Genomic DNA, 20,283 nt, shown 5'->3' on the forward strand with positions numbered 1-20,283 from the left:
CCCGCAAGTAGGCAGTTTTGCTCCCCCTGGTTACCGTGAGATACCCCACGTGAATGCGATTGCCCTGTTCCCGCTGCCGCCTTCCCTGGAAGGACCCTTCGACGCTACCAAGTGCCCGGTACGCGATGTGCTCGACCAGATCGGCGACAAGTGGACCCTGCTGATCCTGCTGACGCTGATCCCCGGCCCATCCCGCTTCAGCGCCATCCAACGCGCCGTGCCGGACATTTCCAAGCGCATGTTGACCCAGACCCTGCGCAATCTCGAGCGCAACGGCATGATCACCCGCAAGGTCTACGCCACCAAGCCGCCGAGCGTGGAATACGCGCTCTCAAAGCTGGGCATCGCGCTACTCGGCCCAGTCTCGCAACTGCTCACTTGGGCGGGCGAGAACCACGGCAGCATCCGCGCGGCCCGCGAGCGATTCGATCGCGCGCAGCAGGCAGCAGTGGCGTTGGATCCCGACGAAGCGATGGCATAGGTGCACGCTGCGTCAGCGCGTTCAAGCGAATGCGGTGACGTGGTGCAGCAGCGCTCCAGTCGTGCGCTTCGACTGTCGGCCCTGACTGCAAAGTGCGCTCGCAAACGTCCGTGCTTGCCTCTCTCTCATGTGCGCTTGACGCTTGAGTAAAGCCGCGTTGTGAAGTGGCTTCAGCGCGAATGGTTACGCCGCATCGCCGAATTCGCGAAGATGCGGCACATACGCTGAGAGGACAGACACACAGAGGCACTCGGAGACGATGAGCCACTCGTGCATCGCGCCTAACGATGCGGTGACGTGCAGGAAGTGACCTGCAGTGCGATCCCGCCATCCTCCGGAAACGACTTTGTAGAGGACGTGGCCTGTAGTGAGTGGGCTTTCCCAGTACTCAAGCATGTCCCCCTCGTCCATCACCTGGAACGCCCGAACGAAAGGAAAGTGGAGCTCAAGGTAGCGATCGACCCCTTCCGGCGCCGCCACAACAATGCGCAGGCCAGAGCGAGTGCTGGTGATCTCGATGACGTCTGAGCCCTCATGCGGTAATCCCCCCGCCCATTAGCAGACGCCAGAAGTGGAATTTTCTCGTCCCCTTTCCCGAGGAGGTTCCATGAAGAAGTCCCGCTTTACCGACAGCCAGATCATCGCCGTGCTCAAGCAGGCCCAGGCCGGTGCGCCCGTGCCGGAGCTGTGCCGCGAGCACGGCATCAGCTCGGCCACGTTCTACAAGTGGCGCAGCAAGTTCGGCGGCATGGACGTGTCCATGGTCGCGCGCATGAAGGAGCTGGAGGAGGAGAACCGCCGGCTCAAGAAGATGTACGCCGAGGCGCAGCTCAGTACCGACCTGCTGAAGGAAGCGCTCGCAAAAAAATGGTGAGGCCATCTCAGCGACGCGAGATGGCCCAATCGGCGGTCACGAGCGGGCGCACGAACATCCGCCACGCCTGCCAGACCTTCGCGGTGAGCCAGACCTGCTTCCGCTACCAGGCCAAGGCCAGCGAGGAGAACGCCCGGATCGCCGACTGGCTGATCCGGTTGACGACCGCCCATCGCGACTGGGGCTTTGGCCTGTGCTACCTGTACCTGCGCAACGTGAAGGGCTTTGGTTGGAACCACAAGCGGATCTACCGGATCTACCGCGAGTTGGAGTTGAACCTGCGGATCAAGCCGAAGAAGCGGCTGGTGCGTGAGCGGCCGCAGCCACTGGCGGTGCCGGAGACGATCAACCAAGTCTGGTCGATGGACTTCATGCACGACCAGCTGGCCGACGGCCGCAGCTTCAGGCTGTTCAACGTGCTCGACGACTTCAATCGCGAGGGACTGGGGATCGAGGTCGACCTGTCGCTGCCGTCAGCCCGGGTGATCCGATCGCTGGAGCAGATCATCGAGTGGCGCGGCAAGCCCGCCGTGATCCGCTGCGACAACGGCCCTGAATACATCAGTGGCGCGTTGCTGTCCTGGGCGCAGCGGCATGGCATCCGGGTCGAGCACATCCAGCCGGGCAAGCCACAGCAGAACGCCTACGTTGAACGCTACAACCGCACCATCCGCTACGCTTGGCTCGCCCAAACCCTGTTCGACACCATCGACCAGGTGCAGGACAAAGCCACCCGCTGGCTATGGACGTACAACCACGAGCGTCCGAATATGGCGCTCGGCGGCATCACGCCTGCCATGAAGTTGGCGATGGCCGCTTAGCTCCACTTCTGGCGACCGCTAAAAGTGGGGGGATTACCATGCCACTGGATCTCGGAGCCGACAGGTTCTAGGGATGTCTGCATGCGGCCCAATGCCTCAATGACTTGCTAGCCGGCAACACTAACTGCAAGCAGCACGAGTTGCCAGCTGAGCAGCAGCACAGTGGGATAGAAGGTCAGTGCGAACCCCAGGGCCCTGGCGCCAGCACCGCCACTGTAGGTTGCGAAGAAGATCAGCCTCCCAAGCAAGAAGGCACAAGCGCATGCTGGAACTGCGGCTTGGATAGCGGGGCGCGTGCTTAGCAGGGCGGCGACGTAGACCGGGAGCGCAAACGCTAGCTGCTCCGTCGTGTTCTGAAGTAAGGATTGCAATGTCCTGGCACGAGCAGTGCCAACACTCAGTGCGCTCCCGTCGATGTCTGCGGGCGTAACGAAGCGGTGCTTGGCGATGCGCGCGATGGCGAGGAACATTGCCGCAGCGGGCAACAATAAGCCGGTACCTGCGCGCTCTGGTGCGTCCCAGCTCAAGAACGCGCGTGATGCCAGGAACACAACGAATAGAGAAGCAAGAAGTCCCGATGCCATGCCGAGGACCACTCCTCGTTGCTTTCTGTCTAGATGCACCATGGCTCGCTCTGCCGGCGAATGTTCGAGGTCACCTTGGCGCAGGCTTCATGCATTGATACGCCTTAGACGGTAGGTCATTTCTTCTGCGATTTCCGGGTCACTGCATTTCGCAAACTCTTCAATGACCGCAATCGACTGGGGTGTATCGATATCAGCGAGCGCATGGCTAAACCATTTCGCGATGACGCCTGGCTCGGAACACGTGTACTGAAACGTCTGAAACCCATTGGCAAGCACCTGTCGAATGTACGTAACGCTGGATGGGCTACGAAGTAGCTGGATCTCTCGCGTGACCTCTTGATGGAGTTCATGCCCAGGCATCACGAGCAGGCGATTGAACACGTCAACCTTCTGCTCCAGATCCGGAATGCTTTGAGCGAGAGAAAAGAGATCGTAGGTGGCTTGCCAATCGTTGTTGGCGATGGCTGTGGCCATCTCGCGCAGGACTTCTTCTTTGATCGCGGCCGAAGGTTGGCTCATGTTGGATTACCTGCGCCTAAGCTAAGCGAGCTGCGCGACCTGGATGTCGACCGAGCGGGCAGCTTATCCCGCGCAGGTTTGCATGCGTGCATGGTTAGGATCTACGAGGCTGCACCGATGGAGCCCGTGTCCTTGTAGCAGCCCAAGAGCGTGTGCTCGAACTGAACAATGGACACTGTCTTGTAATCAATCGTCTGGATGCGTGAGGCGGCCAGCGTTATCAGTGATGGCTCTGCACCGACAAGCCGCTGTTTGACTCCGAGGCTGAGCGGAAGTAGAGGGAAGACCCGCTGCGGGTCTCCGATCGCGATGAAGTCGTGAAGAGGTGCACCGCTGGTGCATTCGTACACGCTGAACCAGCAAGGGCGAAAGTCGCCAATCTCTCTGAGCTCCGAGCCACATTCGCTGCAGAATTTTGGCATGAGACTAACCCTGAGTTGAGCCACATTGCGGAGCCACGTCGGCTTGTACGAATTGCTAGGCACTTCCGCCGTGCCGCTCGGACCACCCCTTCCAGTAGTTGGAGCTTGCCTGAGCAAGCGACGCAGCAGGTAGTGTCTGGCCGGTATCGAGCGCGAGCTCCAGTGACCGATAGGCGAGCGTGAGTGTACCTAGGGTGGTGTAGATGGCCAGCGGTGCCTCACTGACAATCGAGAGCAGCTCGGGTGAGCGCTCAGCGATTTGGTGTGGGTCTTCCAGCACGGCACCATCATGATCTTTGAGCTTGAAAAGGGTGCAGCCCCTTAGCATGAGCACGAACCCTTCACCTTCTGGCTGGAAATACCTGCGCAGGTAAGGGAGTGAGACGGAGAGAATCAGATCACCGGGCACGATTCCCTCGGCCCGATCCAGGGAGCCGTCGTGGAGATAACCCCAAGCCGCCGTATTGCGCATGAGCCACTTGATACCTGAGTTAAAGCCGACCCGCCAGGCAGGTCGGGCTTGGTGAATGCTAGGCGCCGGCCGAACGAGTGGAAGCCCGCTCTGACTCTGCCCCGACTATCTCCGCTAGCCAGATGGTGTGCCCACCCGAGCCGGCACACTCGAGGGCGAAAGCAGCCTCACGGACTGGCTGAACCGCGCGCACCAGGATGACTCTTCCAAGGTCCGCCGGTCTGGGGAAGACCGCTGGCTGAAGTCTTCCTCTATCCGGCGACGTCCCCCCGATTTTGAGTAGCACCGCAGTTTGGAGTCCAATTCCCTACCCCGAGGAGATTGGACGTGAAGAAGCGCTTTTCCGAAGAACAGATCATTGGCTTCCTGCGCGAAGCCGAAGCGGGCGTGGCGATCAAGGACCTGTGCCGGCGCCATGGCTTCAGCGAGGCCTCTTACTACCTGTGGCGCAGCAAGTTCGGCGGGATGAGCGTGCCCGATGCCAAGCGGCTCAAAGACCTTGAAACGGAGAACGCGCGGCTGAAGAAGTTGCTGGCCGAGCAGCTGTTTGAGAACGATCTGATCAAGGATGCGCTGCGAAAAAAGTGGTGAGCGCGCCGGCGCGTCGTGCGCTGGTGCGCGAGTGGATGGGGTGCGGTGCCAGCGAGCGCCGCGCCTTGGCAGCGATCGGCATGAGCGCCAGCGCGCTGCGCTACTGCCCACGCGAAGATCGCAACGTTGAGCTGCGCGAGCGCATCGGTGCGTTGGCGCATCGCCATCGCCGTTATGGCGTGGGCATGATCTATCTCAAACTGCGACAGGAAGGCCGCATCGTGAACTACAAGCGTGTGGAGCGGTTGTACCGCGAGCAGCAGCTGCAAGTCCGCCGCCGCAAGCGCAAGAAAGTCCCGGTAGGCGAGCGTCAGCCGCTGCTGCGGCCATCGCAGGCCAACCAGGTATGGTCGATGGACTTCGTGTTCGACCGCACTGCCGACGGTCGGGTGATCAAGTGTCTGGTGATCGTGGACGACGCCACGCACGAAGCGGTCGCCATCGAGGTGGAGCGCGCAATAGCGGGCCATGGCGTGACGCGTGTGCTGAATCGGCTCGCCATCCGCCGCGGCTTGCCGCAGGTGATCCGCACGGACAACGGCAAGGAGTTTTGCGGCAAGGCGATGGTGGCCTGGGCGCATGCGCGTGGCGTGCAGTTGCGACTCATCCAACCCGGCAAGCCGAATCAGAACGCCTACGTTGAATCGTTTAACGGCCGCCTGCGCGACGAATGCCTCAACGAACACTGGTTCCCGACACTGCTGCATGCACGCACCGAGATCGAGCGCTGGCGCCGCGAATACAACGAGGAGCGACCCAAGAAAGCAATTGGCGGCATGACGCCCTCCGCGTATGCCCAACAGTTGGCCAACGCCGCTATCATCAACCCCGGACTCTAAACCTGGCCGCTACTCAGGGCGGGGGGACGTCGCAGCCTACGCACCGAGCAGGCGTATGTCAGTTGGATACGGCGCTTCATCCTGGCCGGCGGCAAGCGCCATCCGGCGCAGATGGGGCAGGCGGAAGTCGAGGCGTTCCTGACGCGGCTGGCCACTGATGGCCGGGTGTCTGCGGGCACCCAGAACCAGCGTTGGCTGCGCTGTTGTTTCTTTACCGCGAAGTGCTGCGCATCGAGTTGCCGTGGATGGAAAACCTGGTACGCGCCAAGCGGCCCAGGCGGATTCCGGTAGTGCTTTCGCGCGAGGAGGTTGCACGTTTGCTGGCGGTGCTGGAGGGGCCGTGCTGGCTGATGGCCAGCCTGCTGTACGGTAGCGGGATGCGGTTGATGGAATGCCTGCGCCTGCGCATCAAGGACGTGGATGCCGCGCGTGGCGAGATCGTGGTGCGCGATGGCAAGGGCGGCAAGGACCGCCGGGTGCCGTTGCCGCACAGCCTGCGAGAGGCGCTACCGCGGCAACGCGAACGCGCACTGTTGGTGCATGCGGCGGATCTGGCGGCCGGTGCTGGTCGGGTCTTCTTGCCGCACGCGTTGGCACGCAAGTATCCCAATGCCGACATTGAGCCGGGGTGGCAATATCTGTTCCCGTCTGTGCGCCGGTTGCAGGATCCGCGCAGCGGCCGGCCTGGCCGGCACCATGTCTCTGAAGAAATTCTGCAGCGTGCGGTACAGTCGGCACGGCAGCAGGCTGCATCGTCAAGCCGGCGACCTGCCACACCTTGCGGCATTCGTTCGCCATCCATCTGCTGGAGGCCGGCCACGATATCCGCACCGTACAGGAACTGCTGGGGCACATGGACGTGAGCACCACGCAGATCTACATACATGTGCTGGGACGCGGTGCGTCGCGGTTCGCAGTCCCTTGGATGGGCTCGGCCTCATGGGCGCCGATGGGTGAGGCGACCTTGCCGGCGGTGGTGCGTCCGCTCTTGGGTCGCAGGTGCTGCTCCGCTGCCGATGTGCTGCATGCAGACGGAACTATCAGCCGACGCTAGTGCAGTCGGCCGAATGTCTCAACCATCCAGCAACGCCTTATCTCGCACCGCACCCTTATCCGCACTGGTGGCCAGCAACGCATACGCCTTTAGTGCAGTAGTGACCTTGCGTGGACGCACTTCCACCGGCTTCCAGCCTTTGGCATCTTGCGCTGCGCGCCGCAGCGCAAGTTCCTCGTCGGAGATCATGAGGTTGATCGAACGCTGGGGAATGTCGATCAGGATCCTGTCGCCGTCGCGCACCAAGCCAATCGCGCCGCCTGCGGCAGCTTCCGGTGAGGCGTGGCCGATCGACAGGCCCGAGGTGCCGCCGGAGAAGCGGCCGTCGGTGAGCAGGGCGCATTGCTTGCCCAGGCCCTTGGATTTGAGATAGCTGGTGGGGTAGAGCATTTCCTGCATACCGGGGCCGCCTTTGGGGCCCTCGTAGCGGATCACCACCACATCCCCGGCAACCACCTCGTCGGCAAGAATGCCCTTGACTGCTGCGTCCTGGCTCTCGTACACGCGGGCATTGCCTTCGAAGACGTGGATGGATTCGTCCACGCCGGCAGTTTTCACCACGCAGCCGTCGCGCGCGATATTGCCGTACAGCACGGCCAGGCCGCCTTCCTGCGAGAACGCGTGCGCGACATCGCGGATGCAGCCGTCGCTACGGTCGGTATCCAGGCTGTCCCAGCGCGTGGCCTGGCTGAAGGCGATCTGGGTGGGAATGCCGGCCGGGCCAGCCTTGTAGAACGTGTGTACTGCTTCATCGTCGGTCTGGGTGACATCCCATTGCGCGATGGCTTCGGCCAGCGTGCGTGCGTGCACGGTGGCCGCATGTGTATGCAGCAGGCCGCCGCGCGCGAGCTCGCCGAGAATAGCCATGATGCCGCCGGCACGATGCACGTCTTCGATGTGGTACTTGGGCGTGTTCGGCGCGACCTTGCACAGCTGCGGCACGCGCTTGGACAGGCGGTCGATATCCTGCATGCCGAAGGCAACCTCGGCTTCCTGCGCGGCGGCGAGCAGGTGCAGAATGGTATTGGTCGAGCCACCCATGGCGATGTCCAGCGTCATCGCATTTTCGAATGCTTCGAAGGTGGCGATGCCGCGTGGCAGGGCGGTGGGGTCTTCGCCGCCGTACCAACGGTGACACAGTTCCACCGCCACGCGTCCGGCACGCAGGAACAGCTGCTCGCGGTCGGCGTGCGTGGCGACAACCGTGCCATTGCCGGGCAGCGACAGGCCCAGCGCTTCGGTCAGGCAGTTCATCGAGTTGGCGGTGAACATGCCCGAGCACGAGCCGCAGGTGGGGCAGGCGCTGCGCTCGAATTCGGCCACCTTTTCGTCGGAGGCGCTGTCGTCGGCGGCGATCACCATCGCATCGATCAAGTCGAGCTTGTGCTCGGCCAGCTTGGTCTTGCCGGCTTCCATCGGGCCGCCGGAGACGAACACGGTGGGGATATTGAGCCGCAGCGCGGCCATCAACATACCGGGGGTAATCTTGTCGCAATTGGAAATGCACACCAGCGCGTCGGCGCAATGCGCATTGACCATGTATTCGACCGAGTCGGCAATGATCTCGCGGCTGGGCAACGAATACAGCATGCCGTCATGGCCCATCGCGATGCCATCGTCCACGGCGATGGTGTCGAACTCCTTGGCCACGCCGCCGACGCGTTCGATCTCGCGCGCGACCAGCTGACCAAGATCCTTCAGGTGCACATGCCCGGGCACGAACTGCGTGAACGAGTTGGCGATGGCGATGATGGGCTTGTGGAAGTCGCCATCCTTCATGCCGGTGGCACGCCACAGGGCGCGGGCGCCGGCCATGTTGCGGCCGTGGGTAGAGGTTTTGGAGCGGTACTCGGGCATGGCGAATTCGACGGCTGATTGGCGAGCGGTGGCTGGTAATTAGAGCGCGTCGTGACTGTTGCTGCTGCAACCGTCACCGCACGCGCAGGTCCGCACGGTAGCACGCACGCCGGCGTGCACCTGAGGTGCAGCGTCGGGCGCTGCCGGCATGCCGTGCAGTTGCCGCTCATCGGTCATCGCGTTGCGGGCCTGCACATGCGCGGCGTCGTTGGCCTGTCATGTAATGCGATGTAAACGTATGCGTTCGGGCATGCAGTGGCGGGAGTGCGAACCGGCGCGCAGATCCGGGCGCCGGGGCGCAGCCACCATCGACAGGGACCGCTGCGGCCGAGGGGAGCTGTGCCGGCGAGGATCTTTCCAACGGCACCGCAGGAGGCGCCCCGATGTCCGACCATCCATCTCCACGCCGCGCACTCACGGCATCATCCCACTCCACTGCGCCACCGGTCGCTGGCGGCATCAGCCGCCGGCGTGTGCTGCAAGGCGCGGCCGGCGCCGCCGTCGTGGCCACCACCGGCTGGGCAGGCCGTGCAGCCGCGCAAAGCGCCAGCCTGCCGTTCGCTGGCCTGAACCTGTCCGGCTTGGCCTCCAATAGCTATGTGGAGAACGCCGAGATCGGCACGCATTACCGCGCCATCACTGCCCAGCATGTGGCTGCGGCAGGGCGCTGCCCGCTCTTCCGCCTGCCGACCACCGCCGCGCGCTTCACGCGTGGGCAGGGCGCGCCGTTGAACGAGAGCTACTGCACGCAGGTGCAGGACGCGCTGGACAACATCGCTGCGCGCGGCAAGCGCGCCATCGTGGAGTTGCACGATTACATGCGGCTGCCGCAGCGGGTGGCGGCCAAGAGCGGGTATCGACGCGATGCCAGCGGTGCAGTGGTCGACGCGCGCGGCAACCGCGTCGGCGATCTGGCGGCGGCCGGGCTGTGGGCCGACACCTACCCGCTGCGCAACTTCAATTACGTGGGCTATCTGGACAGTCGCGATCAGCTGCTCAAGCTCTACGAATACCGGGTGATCGGCACGCCGGGGTGCACGCTCTACAACGACGCCGGCTTGCCGGATCTGTGGGCGCGCATCGTCAACCGGTTCAAGCAGCACCCGGCGATGTTCGGCTGGGGCGTCATGAACGAGCCGTACCAGGGCGCCGAGCGCAATGCCGATGGCAGCGTGCTGTCGATGGCCGCACATTGGCAGAAGACCGCCACCGCCTGCTCCAAGGCCATCATCGACCGCGATCGAAACCATTTCGTGTTCGTGTGCGGCAACGGCTATGCCAGCGCCCGGCGCTGGCAGGACGATTCGATGGACCTGTTCGACATTCCGGACCCGTACGATCGCATCGTGTACGAGGCGCACAACTATCTCGACAGCAACGGCAGCGGGGGCGGCAACTGGATCGGGCCCGGTGGACGCAACGAGGTGATCCAGCCGGATACCGGCATCGACATGGTCAACCCGTTTATCCAAGCGCTGCAGCAGGCAGGCAAGCGCGGTTACCTGGGCGAGCACGGCTATCCGGCCGGCAACCGCAGCGCGGAAATCGCCACCACGCGCATGCTGGCGCATCTGCAGGCCTTCAACATTCCCAGCACGCAATGGTGCTTCGGCCCCGGGTGGCCGGACGACGACGTGCTGGGCATGAGCCGCGACGTGGGTGCGGACATCCAGGCCAAGTCCAACCTGGCTGCCGTGCAGGCGTTCTTCGACGTGCGCCTGTCCAGCTACATTCCGCCCCGCTAGCCGGTATCGCCGCCGCTGCCGGGAGGTGGCGGCGGTTTACACTGCGGCATGCACATGGACATTCCCTGCCGCGCCGGCTGCGCGGCCTGCTGTATCGCCCCCTCCATCAGTTCGGCCATTCCCGGCATGCCGCATGGCAAGCCGGCGGGTGTGCCGTGCGTGCAACTAGACGGGCAGGGGCGCTGCCGCCTGTTCGGCCTGCCGACGCGGCCAGCGGTCTGCACCAGCCTGCGTCCGTCCCAGGACATGTGCGGTGCATCGCGCGCCCAGGCGCTGGCCATGCTGAGGGCACTGGAGCACGCCACGCAGCCGTAGCCGCGCACACGCCCGGTACCGTCACGCACGCGCCAGGCGGACTGCCTGTGCTGCGGCTCAGCCGGCGGGTGAGGCGCCCAGGTATTGATCCTTGAGCCGCACGTAATGCTGCGCGGAGTAATGCAGGCTTTCGATTTCCTTGTCGCTGAGCGTGCGCGCCAGGCGCGCAGGATTGCCCAGCCACAGCTCGGCCTCTCCAACCACCTTGCCCGGGCCCACCACCGCACCGGCCCCGACAAAGCCATAACGTTTGACCGTTGCACCATCGAGCACGCAGGCGCCCATGCCGATCAGGCACAGGTCTTCGATGGTGCAGGCATGCAGGATGGTGCCGTGGCCGACGGTGACGTCCTCGCCGATCACGGTGGGGTAGCCGGCCTTGTTGAACGGGCTGTGGTGGCTGACGTGGATGATGGTGCCGTCCTGCACGTTGGTGCGCGCGCCGATCTGCACATGATTGACGTCGCCGCGAATCACGGTGCCCGGCCAGACCGAGACGTCATCGCCCAGGCTCACCTTGCCGATGATGGTGCAGGCAGGATCGACGTAGACGCGGGCCCCCAGCTGCGGGGTGTGGTCCAGGAAGGAACGAATCGGGGTCACGGCATCTCCGTCAAGTCAGCGTGCCGCCCACTGCGGACACGCCGCGGATGATACCTGCGCTGCGGTTGCTGCTGCGGCAGCGCGCCGCGCTGCAGTAACCAACGCACGAATGCACTGCGTGCAAGGTCGTTGGCAGACGTGGCCGGGTGGGTCGACGTGCAATGGATCGTGTCGCGTCGCCAGAGATTCCAATGTCGCGAACGGCAAGCCACGCGCTGCATGCGACGACATCGCAGCGCGGGCCACGCGCATCTACGCATTTCCGATAAGCGCACAGCGCTGCGGTCATCGGTCTTGAGCCGGCTGTGCAATCGGCTAGCGTGCGCAGGCGGTCGCAACACATCGCGCATCGGTGATTGCATGCATCGTGGCGCCGCCGCGCAGTCGGTCTTGCACACAGCGTCGTTCAACGGCGCCCGCAGCGCCTTCGAACCAACCCTCTCTCATCACAGGACATGCCAATGCCTCAGCACACTGCATCGTTCGGGCATTTCGTGCTGGAGCGCATGACGCCGTTTCAGTGGAGGGCCGTCGCGGTATGCGTGTTGCTGACGATGCTCGACGGCTTCGACGTGATGGCGATGGCGTTCACCGCACCGCATGTGTCGGCGGACTGGCAGCTGTCGGGCAAGCAGTTGGGCATGCTGTTCAGCGCGGGCCTGATCGGCATGGCGCTTGGTGCGCTTGGGTTGGCGCCGCTGGCCGACCGCATCGGCCGTCGCGCGCTGACGCTGGCGTGTCTGGCCATCCTGACCGTCGGCATGGGCTTGTCCGCACTGGCCAGCACTGCATGGCAGCTCGGAGCGTTGCGGCTTCTGACCGGTCTGGGCATCGGCGGCATGTTGGCCTGCGTTGCGGTCACGGCAGGGGAGTTTTCCAGCCCCCGTTGGCGCAACACCGCCATCGTGCTGCAGGTGACCGGCTACCCGGTCGGTGCCACGCTGGGGGGCACGATTGCCGAACTGTTGATGCAGCAGTGGTCGTGGCCGGCGGTGTTCGTGCTCGGGGCGGTGGCATCGTTGCTGTGTGTGCCGTTGGTGCTTGCATTCCTGCCCGAGTCGCTGGAGTTTCTGATCATGCGCCGGCCACCCGATGCCGTCGTGCGCTTCAACGCCGTGCTGGCGCGGATGGGAATGCCGCCGCACGACGCATTGCCGCCGCTACCGCCGCAGTCAGCCACGCAGGCACAAGGGTATCGGGCCCTGTTTGATGCTGCCATGCGGCGGCACACGCTGCTGATCGCGCTTGGTTTTTTCTCGCTGATGTTCGCGTTTTACTTCGTGATCAGCTGGACGCCGAAACTGCTGGTGACCGCTGGCGCGTCGGCCACGCAGGGCGTCACGGGCGGGGTGCTGTTGAATCTTGGTGGCATCGGCGGCGGCTTGCTGTTCAGTGGCTTGGCATCGTGCGTGCGGCTGTCGCGCCTGACCATCGGGTCCCTGTTGCTGATGGGCCTGGCGATGCTGGCCTCCGGCCTGTGCAGTACGCAGTTGAGCTGGGCGCTCGCCTTCGCCTTGCTTACCGGGGCCGCGATGTTCGCGGCGGTGGGCGGCATGTACGCCATCGTGCCGATCGTCTTCGACGCTGCGGTGCGCTCGACTGCGCTGGGCTGGGCGATCGGGGTGGGGCGCTTCGGGGCGATCCTGTCGCCGTTCTGCGCCGGGGTGCTGCTGGACGCCGGATGGTCGCCGGCCATGTTGTATCTGGCCTGCAGCCTGCCGTTGCTGTTCGCCGTCGTTGCCGTGCTGGCGATGCGGTTGCCGAACCGCTGAGCAACCCCGGAACAGCCGTGTCCGGCATCACATCCTGGCCCTGCGTAGACCCGGCCGCGGGCCAAAGAAATTGGGCCAGGTGCCGATAACACCGCAGACCGCCAAGTCGTGGCGGGCTTCCCTGGACATTGTGCAAACCAGCGCCGGCATGCTCAGAACCATCGACTCAGATCAACTCCGTCCCGGCATGTACGTGTGCAAGCTGCTGGGTGCGTGGGTGCACCATCCGTTCTGGAAGACATCGTTTCTGGTCGATTCCGACGATGTGGAGAAGATCCACGACAGCCGCATCGAGCAGCTGGTGATCGACACCGAGCGCGGGCTGGATGTGGAGGCGCCCACGAGCTCCGGCGCGTCCGCCGCACCGGCCGTGCCGCCGAGCCCGGCGCCTGCCCCGGCACCTGCGGCGCCCGAACCGCCGGAGCCTGCCGCCGCGCCGCGTGGCGTGCGCACCAACAGCGTGACCGCACAGGTCGGCATCGAAGCGGAGGTGGTACGCGCACGCCGCATCTTCGAAGACGGCCGCGACATGGTCGAGGCGATGTTCCGCGATGTGCGGCTGGGGCGCACCGTCGACACGGAAGCGGCCATGCCGCTGGTGGAAGCCATCAACGACTCGGTGCTGCGGCATCCGCAAGCCCTGATCAGCGTGGCGCGGCTCAAGACTGCCGACGATTACACCTATCTGCATTCGATGGCCGTGGCGGGGCTGATGAGCGGTTTAGCGCGCCAGCTCGGCCTGCCCGAATCGCAGGTGGTGGAAGCGGCGATGGGCGGCCTGCTGCACGACATGGGCAAGGCGGTGACACCGTTGGAAATTCTCAACAAGCCTGGCCGGCTCACCAACGAAGAGATGGAGATCATGCGCCAGCATCCGCTGGACGGCCATCGGCTGCTGGTGGCCGGCGGCGTGCAGAACGCGGTGGTGCTGGAAATCGCGCTGCATCACCACGAAAAGATGGACGGCAGCGGCTACCCGAATCAATTGGTGGGCGAGAAGATTTCGTTGATGTCGCGGATGGGGGCGGTCTGCGATGTCTACGACGCCATCAGCTCGGACCGCCCCTACAAACGCGGTTGGGATCCGGCCGAATCGCTCAAGCAAATGGCCTCCTGGAAAGGCCATTTCGACCCGGTGGTGTTCCAGGCCTTCGTGCGCCGGCTGGGCATTTATCCGGTCGGCTCGCTGGTGCGGCTGGAGTCGCAAAAACTTGCGGTGGTGATCGAACAGACGCCCGATGCGCTGCTCAAGCCCAAGGTGCGCGTGTTCTATTCGGCCAAGCTGCGCAGCCACGTGTTGGTGCAGGACATCGACCTGTCGCGTCCGGACTGCCATGACCGCATCGCGCAGATGGAAAGTCCTGCCGACTGGGGCTTCCGCGATCTGGAAAAGCTCTGGCTGCCCTGAGCGGGCTGCACAGGCAGTGAGCCGATAGCCGTCGCGATCATGCGCACGGTGCATCGTGTGTGCCGATCATCGTGCCCCCCTGGACAGAGGCGCCACGCGTCCATGCGATGCGCCTGCGTCCTGGCTGCGCCCGTGGCCGCCATGCCCGCGAGCGCTGGCTGCTAGCGAGCGCGACCATGCTGCGCTGCAGCTTGGCAATGTAGTTATGATCAATAACTGTTCAGGAACGCAATCACTTGCCGACTGGAACCATGTCTCAGCCTTGCCCGGATCATCGCCGCCCCCCATCCGCCGCAGCGCTGGTCCGCCGTTGCACGCTGCGTGCGTGGCAGGGTGGCCTGGCTGACACGCCGGCGGCGCGTGCACCGGCAGCGTGTCCGACCACATCGGCAGGCCCGGTGGCGTCTACAATGCGATGCACGCCGTCGATCGGCGTTGCGGATGCGGCGCATTGCGCGTACCGGTCCGCCCGCTGCCTCAGTCGCGAGAACCGCCATGCCCGTCACCGCCCTTGCTGCGCCCTTGCCCGATGCCGTCACCACGGTGGATCAGGCGCGGCTGCTGCGGTTGCTGGGGTATCGCATCACCCGCACCGAGTTGATGGTGCGGCGGATGTTTCAGGAGTGCGTGGCCGCGTTCGATCTCAAGCCGGTCGACTTCTCGCTGCTGATGCTGGTGGATGGCAACCCGGGCATCAACCAGCGCCAGATCGGCGATGTGCTGCACGTGTCGCCGCCGAATCTGGCGATCGTGGTGGCCAGGCTGGTCAAGCGTCGCCTGCTGCGGCAGGTGCGTGGGCGGCAGGACCGGCGCATGCAGCACCTTTCGCTGACCGCGGCCGGCGCTGCGCTGCTGACCGCCGCCGAGGCCGAAGTGCTGCGCATGGAACAGCAACTCAGCGCCGTGCTCGGTTCCAGCGAAGCGCCGTTGTTGCGCGCCCTGGACCGTCTGGATCGTCTGGACACGCCGTAACCCGCCTCCGTCGGCGGCCTGTCCCCCGGCAGCGATTCTCAACGAACGTTTCCACTGCACGTGCTGTGCGTCACGCGGCGCGCGCGCTTGCCTGACGTTGGTGATGTGGCACGCACCGCGTTCCTTTCCAATGCGGGAGATCTCTGCAGTGATTGAATCATCGGTGACGCGTGGTGCGGGTGTGGCGGCAGGTTGGCGGCTGCGCGCGTTGCTCGGCCTGGCGGCAGGCTTGGCGACGGGCGCGGCGCCTGCGCAAAGTGCGCCACAGAGCGCGGCGCTGACCAATGGCATCAATACCGGGGGCACCAGTTTCCTGGATGGCTTCACCAGCACCACGCCAGGCCTGGCGGTCGTCACCTACCTGCGGCACAACGCGCTGGATGCCATCAAGGACGCCCGTGGCAACGATATCCGGGTGTTCGACAACCCGCGGATCGATTCCACCGTGCTGCTGACCCAGTTCGCTTACGTCACGCCGTATCGATTATTCGGCGGGTCGCTGGGCATCACTGCGCTGGTGCCGCTGGTCAATCTGGATGCGTCTTTCGGCCGCAACAGCATTGCCACGCTGCGCGACAATGGCGCCGGCGTGGGGGATGTGACGTTCGGACCGTACCTGCAAATGCCACCGGTGATACGCAACGGGCGAGCGGTGTTCTCGCAGCGGTTCGAATTCGACGCCGTGGCACCGATCGGCAAGTAAGACGGCCATCGCGATCTCAACCAGAGCTCCGGTTACTGGTCGCTTATTCCAAGCTACGCATTCACGGTGCTTCCCACGCCCAGTTGGGAAGTCAGTGCACGCATCAACTACATCTACAACTTCCGCAGCGAGCGCCGTCCGAACTTGCCGCCAGGCTTCGACTTCCGCGATGGTCAGGCAGGCGATGCGGGATGGATCAATTTCGCCACGTCCTGGGACGTGGCACCGAAGCTGCGGCTGGGCATCAATGCGTACTACCTGACCCAGTTCCGCGACAACCGCACCAACGACCAGCGCGTGCCGGATAGCCGTCAACGCGCGTTCTATGCAGGGCCGGGTGGCGTGTGGGCTTTTGATGCAAAAAACATCCTGTTCGCCAACGTCTATCTACCGGTGGAAGTCAGGAATGCCGCGTCCGGCAACAACGTCAATTTCGAGTATGTCCATGTGTTCTAGCGCCGGCACGGCTGGCTCCTTCGGAGGATGGCAATGAATTTGCAGAACAAGACGATCGTGGTGACCGGCGTGGCGTCGGGCATTGGCGCGGAGGTCGCACGGCTGGCACGGTTTCACGGCGCCAAGGTGATCGGCGTCGATCGCATGCCCGTGCAGATGACACTGCACGGCTTTCATCAGGCCGATCTCGGCGACCCGGCATCCATCGATGCCTTGGTGAAGGCCTTGCCGGATCACATCGATGCCCTGGCAAACATTGCCGGCGTGCCGGGCACCGCGCCGCTGGATGTGGTGGCGCGGGTGAACTATCTGGGCTTGCGCCACCTGACCCAGGGGCTGCTGCCACGCATCGTTTCTGGCGGTTCCATCATCAATGTCGCCTCGATCCTGGGCGCCGAATGGCCGCAGCGTCTGGAGCTGCACAAGCAGCTGGCGGCAACCGACAGCTTCGACAGCGGCAGCGCGTGGCTGGCGGCGCATCCGGTAGCGCACGACACCTGCTACCAATACTTCAAGGAGGCGTTGATCGTGTGGACTTTGCTGCAATCGCGGCCCTGGTTCGCCGACCACGGCGTGCGCGTGAACAACGTGTCTCCGGGTCCGGTGTTCACCCCGATCCTGGGCGATTTTGCCGCCATGCTCGGCGAGGAACGGGTCAAGGCAGACGCCAAGCGCATGACCCGCCCGGCCTATGCCGATGAAGTGGCCGAGGGCATCGTGTTTCTCGCATCCGACGCTGCCCGCTGGATCAACGGCATCACCCTGCCGATCGATGGCGGGCTGGCTTCCACCACGCTGTAATCCCTACACGCTTTAGCAGGAGGCTAGACCATGAATGCTCTTTCCAGCGCAGCCGCCGCTGCGACCGACACGCCGGCGTGGCATGGCTGCATCTTCAATGGCGACTGGGTGCCCGGTCGCGGCGGCAGCTTGTCCATCCACGAGCCGGCAACCGGCGCCTTGCTGCATGAAGTCGGCAAGGCCGACCTGGCCGATGTCGCCGCTGCCATCGCACAGGCCAAGCAAGCGCAGCGTGCCTGGGCCGCAACACCGCCGCGCGAACGCGCGGCCGTGTTTCATCGTGCTGCGCAGGCGATGCAGGCACGCAGCGCCGAAGCCACCTTGCTGATTGCGCGCGAAACCGGCGGCATCCTGCCCAAGGCCCAACGCGAGGTGGACGAATCGGTGGTGTTCTACCAGCAGGCCGCTGCCATGCCGCTACAGGCCAGCGGCCAGATGTTGCCGACGGCATCCGGCCAACTCAGCCTCGCACGCCGCCTGCCGTTGGGCGTGATCGGGGTGATTTCGCCGTTCAATTTTCCGTTGATTCTGTCGCTGCGCTCGGTGGCGCCGGCGCTGGCGATGGGCAATGCGGTGATTCTCAAACCCGACCCGCGCACGCCCTACACCGGCGGTGTGATCATCGCGCAGGTGCTCGAAGACGCCGGCCTGCCGAAGGGCTTGCTGCACGTGTTGCATGGCGATGCGCCGATTGGTCAGGCGCTGGTGGAATCGCCGGATGTTCCGATGATTGCGTTCACCGGTTCCACGGCCGCCGGCCGCCGCATCGGCGAAATTGCCGGACGCCACCTGAAGAAAGTCTCGCTGGAACTTGGGGGGAACAACGCAGTGATCGTGCTCGACGACGCGGATCTGGACAAGGCTGCCTCGGCGGTCGCATTCGGTGCCTATATGCACCAGGGCCAGATCTGCATGGCGACCGGGCGTGTGCTGGTGCACCGCAATGTGGCGCAGGCACTGACCCAACGGTTGGCCGACAAAGCGCGCCATTTGCCGGTGGGCGACCCGGTCAGCGGCACCGTGGCGTTGGGCCCGATCATCGACCAACGCCAGCTGCAGCGCGTCGTCGACATCGTCGGCGATAGCGTGGCAGCCGGCGCGGTCGTGGAAGCTGGCGCCACCCATGAAGGCCTGTTCTACGCGCCCACCGTGTTGTCCAACGTGCGCCCGGGCATGCGCGCGTTCGACGAAGAAGTGTTCGGGCCAGTGATCAACATCACCGTGTTCGACACCGACGACGAAGCGGCCGAGCTGGCCAACCAAGGCGAGTACGGGCTTGCGGCAGGCATCCTGTCGGCATCGGTCGCGCGCGCGCTGGCCCTGGGTGAGAAGTTGCACACCGGCCTGCTGCATATCAACGACCAGACGGTGGCTGATGAGGTCGTCAATCCATTCGGCGGCACCGGTGCATCAGGCAACGGCACCAGTGTGGGCGGCCCGGCCGATTGTGAGCAGTACACGCACTGGCAGTGGCTGACCATCAAGAGCGACGTGCCGCAGTATCCGTTCTGAGCGCAATGGCTTGGTGATGGAGTGGCTGGTTCTGCCTCTCCATCGCTGCAGGATGACGGTCTGGGCTGAGCCTATTCGCCTTGGTCACTTGTGTAGGCCTGGCATGGCTTTTCTCAGATGCAGCCGGAAGCCTGGTGAGTCGAGCGTGCGGTGCCTCACCGCTCGCGGAGCACGCCGTGCATCCCTCCAGGGAGCCTCGATGGCGGCATCCATGCCGCCAACGGTCCCGCCATCGGCAAGGCCACCGCGCCAGGACGTTTGTCGGCAGTTTGATGTGGGATGCTCCTGATACGCAGACGCCGCTGCACCGCGAGCGGGCGTCGCCTGTCGATTGCACTGACAGGCCGGACCACTCGCCTGGTCCGTAGCCGCTCACCGTCGCAGAACCATTGGTGGCGTGGACGCCGCCACGAAGCTTGCGTGGACGTACTTGCAGCGTGTCCTGTGACGGTTGGCGGGCAAGGGTCTGCAGCAAGTCTGCAGATGCTTCTCTCTACAACGCGCACAGCGATTGAGTGACGTCGTTCGGTTGGTCGCTTCTGCTAACCGGCGCGAAAGCGCGTCGGCGAGCAACCGGCGTGCCGTGCGAAGTAGCGACTGAAATAGGCAGCGTCGAAAAATCCAAGGCTGGCGGCAATCTGTTGCACGCTCAGGCTGGTGTAACGCAGGCTGCGGCGTGCTTCCAGCATGATCCTGCGCTGGAGCAACTGCAGTGCAGAGGCGCCAGCCAGGCGCTGGCACAGCGCGTTGAGGTGACCGGGCGTCAACCCAAGTTGATCGGCATAGCGCGAAATCGGCCAGTGGGCGCGGTAGTGCTGGTCGATCAGGCCTTGATAGGCGCGCAGATGGCGCAGCGCCGGGTCGGCCTGCGGGCTGATTGCTGCGGCATGCCGGGCGCGTTCCAGTGCCGTACGCGCCATCCAGATGACCAGCTGCGCCGCGGCGGCCTGCGCTGCGACGTCATAGCCGACCGACCGGCGTGCGTGGTCCTGCGCAATGCTGCCAAACAATACATCCAGCCATTTGCGTGCAGGCGGCGCGTGCACAACGGCTGGCGCGGCCATGACCTGTTGCAGGAATGGCGCAGCGTTCAACGCGGCCCTGACCAGCGGCATGCACATGGTGATGACGTGCCCACGCACTGCCGGGTCGAAGCCAAAGCCATGCACGCAGAGCGGTGGAAGCCACACCACGCTGGCGCCGCGCAGGCGTTGCGTGCGCCCGTCCAGCTGCAGCGTGGCCGGCCCGCGTTGCACATAGACCAGTTGCGCTAAATCCTCGTGTCGGTGCGGCACGATCTGCCAGTCGTGCAGCCGGCTGCGTGCGGCAATCGATTCCCAATGCAGCAATTCCGCGGCATCGGCGTGTTGCTCGCCGTACAAGCCGAAGGCGGGGACGGCGGCGGGGTCGGGCACGGATGTGGCCATCGTCGAAAAGTCCAAGCACTGCAGGCAATCATCCCTTCAATGCAGCGCTTTG

General features: G+C 64.5%; 19 protein-coding genes and 2 pseudogenes. 12 read left to right on the forward strand and 9 right to left on the reverse strand.

The genetic code is table 11. The annotated features are described in order from the left end of the window. The first annotated feature begins 49 nt into the window (after window positions 1-49). Window positions 50-481: a winged helix-turn-helix transcriptional regulator gene (locus tag ACCQ00_RS01655; RefSeq protein ID WP_005920016.1), complete on the forward strand. Its 432-nt coding sequence runs from the start codon at window positions 50-52 to the stop codon at window positions 479-481. A gap of 183 nt (window positions 482-664) precedes the next feature. Here the strand turns inward: ACCQ00_RS01655 and ACCQ00_RS01660 are convergent, their stop codons facing one another. Continuing rightward, window positions 665-1,000 carry a hypothetical protein gene (locus tag ACCQ00_RS01660; RefSeq protein ID WP_046735934.1) on the reverse strand — a complete coding sequence of 112 codons (336 nt, stop codon included), beginning with the start codon at window positions 998-1,000 and terminating at the stop codon, window positions 665-667. Window positions 1,001-1,088: 88 nt separating this feature from the next. On the opposite strand from ACCQ00_RS01660, the gene ACCQ00_RS01665 reads away from it, so the two are divergent. Then, window positions 1,089-2,176, forward strand: a protein-coding gene (locus tag ACCQ00_RS01665; protein ID WP_099800123.1) for an IS3 family transposase whose coding sequence is annotated in 2 segments (ribosomal slippage) — window positions 1,089-1,341 and window positions 1,341-2,176 — 1,089 coding nt in all. Because the reading frame shifts where the segments join, the coding sequence is not laid out codon by codon here. Between the two features lie 107 nt (window positions 2,177-2,283). On the opposite strand, the gene ACCQ00_RS01670 is transcribed toward ACCQ00_RS01665, so the two are convergent. The 4 genes from ACCQ00_RS01670 to ACCQ00_RS01685 form a co-directional block, all read right to left on the reverse strand. Continuing rightward, a complete protein-coding gene (locus ACCQ00_RS01670) occupies window positions 2,284-2,646 on the reverse strand; it encodes an MAPEG family protein (RefSeq protein ID WP_039574296.1) in 363 nt (120 codons plus the stop codon). Window positions 2,647-2,847: 201 nt separating this feature from the next. Next, complete coding sequence (locus ACCQ00_RS01675) at window positions 2,848-3,282, reverse strand: hypothetical protein (protein ID WP_039574302.1); 435 nt, start codon at window positions 3,280-3,282, stop codon at window positions 2,848-2,850. Between the two features lie 101 nt (window positions 3,283-3,383). Then, window positions 3,384-3,728, reverse strand: coding sequence for a hypothetical protein (locus tag ACCQ00_RS01680; RefSeq protein WP_039574306.1), 345 nt, complete (start codon window positions 3,726-3,728; stop codon window positions 3,384-3,386). 31 nt (window positions 3,729-3,759) lie between these two features. Further along, entirely contained in the window at window positions 3,760-4,176 is a 417-nt protein-coding gene (locus ACCQ00_RS01685; protein WP_039574308.1) for a hypothetical protein, read from the reverse strand. A gap of 327 nt (window positions 4,177-4,503) precedes the next feature. Between ACCQ00_RS01685 and ACCQ00_RS01690 the strand changes: the two genes are divergently transcribed. After that, window positions 4,504-5,606, forward strand: a protein-coding gene (locus ACCQ00_RS01690; protein ID WP_099770619.1) for an IS3 family transposase whose coding sequence is annotated in 2 segments (ribosomal slippage) — window positions 4,504-4,762 and window positions 4,762-5,606 — 1,104 coding nt in all. Because the reading frame shifts where the segments join, the coding sequence is not laid out codon by codon here. A 33-nt stretch (window positions 5,607-5,639) separates the two neighbouring features. Further along, window positions 5,640-6,563 (forward strand): annotated as a pseudogene (locus tag ACCQ00_RS01695) (integron integrase); the annotation flags it as partial. Window positions 6,564-6,678: 115 nt separating this feature from the next. Here ACCQ00_RS01695 and ilvD read toward each other — a convergent pair. After that, window positions 6,679-8,517: a dihydroxy-acid dehydratase gene (gene ilvD / locus ACCQ00_RS01700; protein WP_017156448.1), complete on the reverse strand. Its 1,839-nt coding sequence runs from the start codon at window positions 8,515-8,517 to the stop codon at window positions 6,679-6,681. A 383-nt stretch (window positions 8,518-8,900) separates the two neighbouring features. Here ilvD and ACCQ00_RS01705 point away from each other — a divergent pair, with 383 nt between their 5' ends. Both ACCQ00_RS01705 and ACCQ00_RS01710 read left to right on the forward strand, forming a co-directional pair. Further along, window positions 8,901-10,262, forward strand: coding sequence for a glycoside hydrolase family 5 protein (locus ACCQ00_RS01705; RefSeq protein WP_039567618.1), 1,362 nt, complete (start codon window positions 8,901-8,903; stop codon window positions 10,260-10,262). 126 nt (window positions 10,263-10,388) lie between these two features. Further along, window positions 10,389-10,577, forward strand: coding sequence for a hypothetical protein (locus ACCQ00_RS01710; RefSeq protein ID WP_017156451.1), 189 nt, complete (start codon window positions 10,389-10,391; stop codon window positions 10,575-10,577). Between the two features lie 57 nt (window positions 10,578-10,634). Here ACCQ00_RS01710 and ACCQ00_RS01715 read toward each other — a convergent pair whose 3' ends face one another. Both ACCQ00_RS01715 and ACCQ00_RS01720 read right to left on the reverse strand, forming a co-directional pair. Next, window positions 10,635-11,180 (reverse strand): gamma carbonic anhydrase family protein, encoded by a 546-nt coding sequence (locus ACCQ00_RS01715; RefSeq protein ID WP_017156452.1) that lies wholly within the window; start codon window positions 11,178-11,180, stop codon window positions 10,635-10,637. Then, window positions 11,177-11,401: a hypothetical protein gene (locus tag ACCQ00_RS01720; protein ID WP_039583930.1), complete on the reverse strand. Its 225-nt coding sequence runs from the start codon at window positions 11,399-11,401 to the stop codon at window positions 11,177-11,179. Before ACCQ00_RS01720 ends, ACCQ00_RS01715 begins: the two co-directional genes overlap by 4 nt. Before the next feature lie 240 nt (window positions 11,402-11,641). Here ACCQ00_RS01720 and ACCQ00_RS01725 point away from each other — a divergent pair, with 240 nt between their 5' ends. The 6 genes and pseudogenes from ACCQ00_RS01725 (at window position 11,642) to ACCQ00_RS01750 (ending at window position 18,804) form a co-directional block, all read left to right on the forward strand. After that, on the forward strand, window positions 11,642-12,952 hold the full coding sequence (locus ACCQ00_RS01725) for an MFS transporter (RefSeq protein WP_039567623.1): 1,311 nt from the start codon (window positions 11,642-11,644) through the stop codon (window positions 12,950-12,952). 148 nt (window positions 12,953-13,100) lie between these two features. Next, window positions 13,101-14,360 carry an HD-GYP domain-containing protein gene (locus ACCQ00_RS01730; protein WP_039567691.1) on the forward strand — a complete coding sequence of 420 codons (1,260 nt, stop codon included), beginning with the start codon at window positions 13,101-13,103 and terminating at the stop codon, window positions 14,358-14,360. Between the two features lie 441 nt (window positions 14,361-14,801). Beyond that, the gene (locus ACCQ00_RS01735) at window positions 14,802-15,332 is read left to right on the forward strand and encodes a MarR family winged helix-turn-helix transcriptional regulator (protein WP_017156455.1); all 531 of its coding nucleotides are present in this window, start codon (window positions 14,802-14,804) and stop codon (window positions 15,330-15,332) included. Between the two features lie 130 nt (window positions 15,333-15,462). Further along, window positions 15,463-16,491: pseudogene (locus ACCQ00_RS01740) on the forward strand (SphA family protein). 33 nt (window positions 16,492-16,524) lie between these two features. Next, on the forward strand, window positions 16,525-17,292 hold the full coding sequence (locus ACCQ00_RS01745; RefSeq protein ID WP_039567627.1) for a coniferyl-alcohol dehydrogenase: 768 nt from the start codon (window positions 16,525-16,527) through the stop codon (window positions 17,290-17,292). 30 nt (window positions 17,293-17,322) lie between these two features. Further along, the gene (locus ACCQ00_RS01750) at window positions 17,323-18,804 is read left to right on the forward strand and encodes a benzaldehyde dehydrogenase (protein ID WP_039567629.1); all 1,482 of its coding nucleotides are present in this window, start codon (window positions 17,323-17,325) and stop codon (window positions 18,802-18,804) included. A gap of 542 nt (window positions 18,805-19,346) precedes the next feature. Here ACCQ00_RS01750 and ACCQ00_RS01755 read toward each other — a convergent pair. Next, window positions 19,347-20,231: a helix-turn-helix domain-containing protein gene (locus ACCQ00_RS01755; protein ID WP_039567633.1), complete on the reverse strand. Its 885-nt coding sequence runs from the start codon at window positions 20,229-20,231 to the stop codon at window positions 19,347-19,349. Window positions 20,232-20,283 lie beyond the last annotated feature (52 nt).

The organism is Xanthomonas sp. NCPPB 3761 (assembly GCF_041475705.2).
GTDB classification, from domain to species: Bacteria; Pseudomonadota; Gammaproteobacteria; order Xanthomonadales; family Xanthomonadaceae; genus Xanthomonas; species Xanthomonas phaseoli.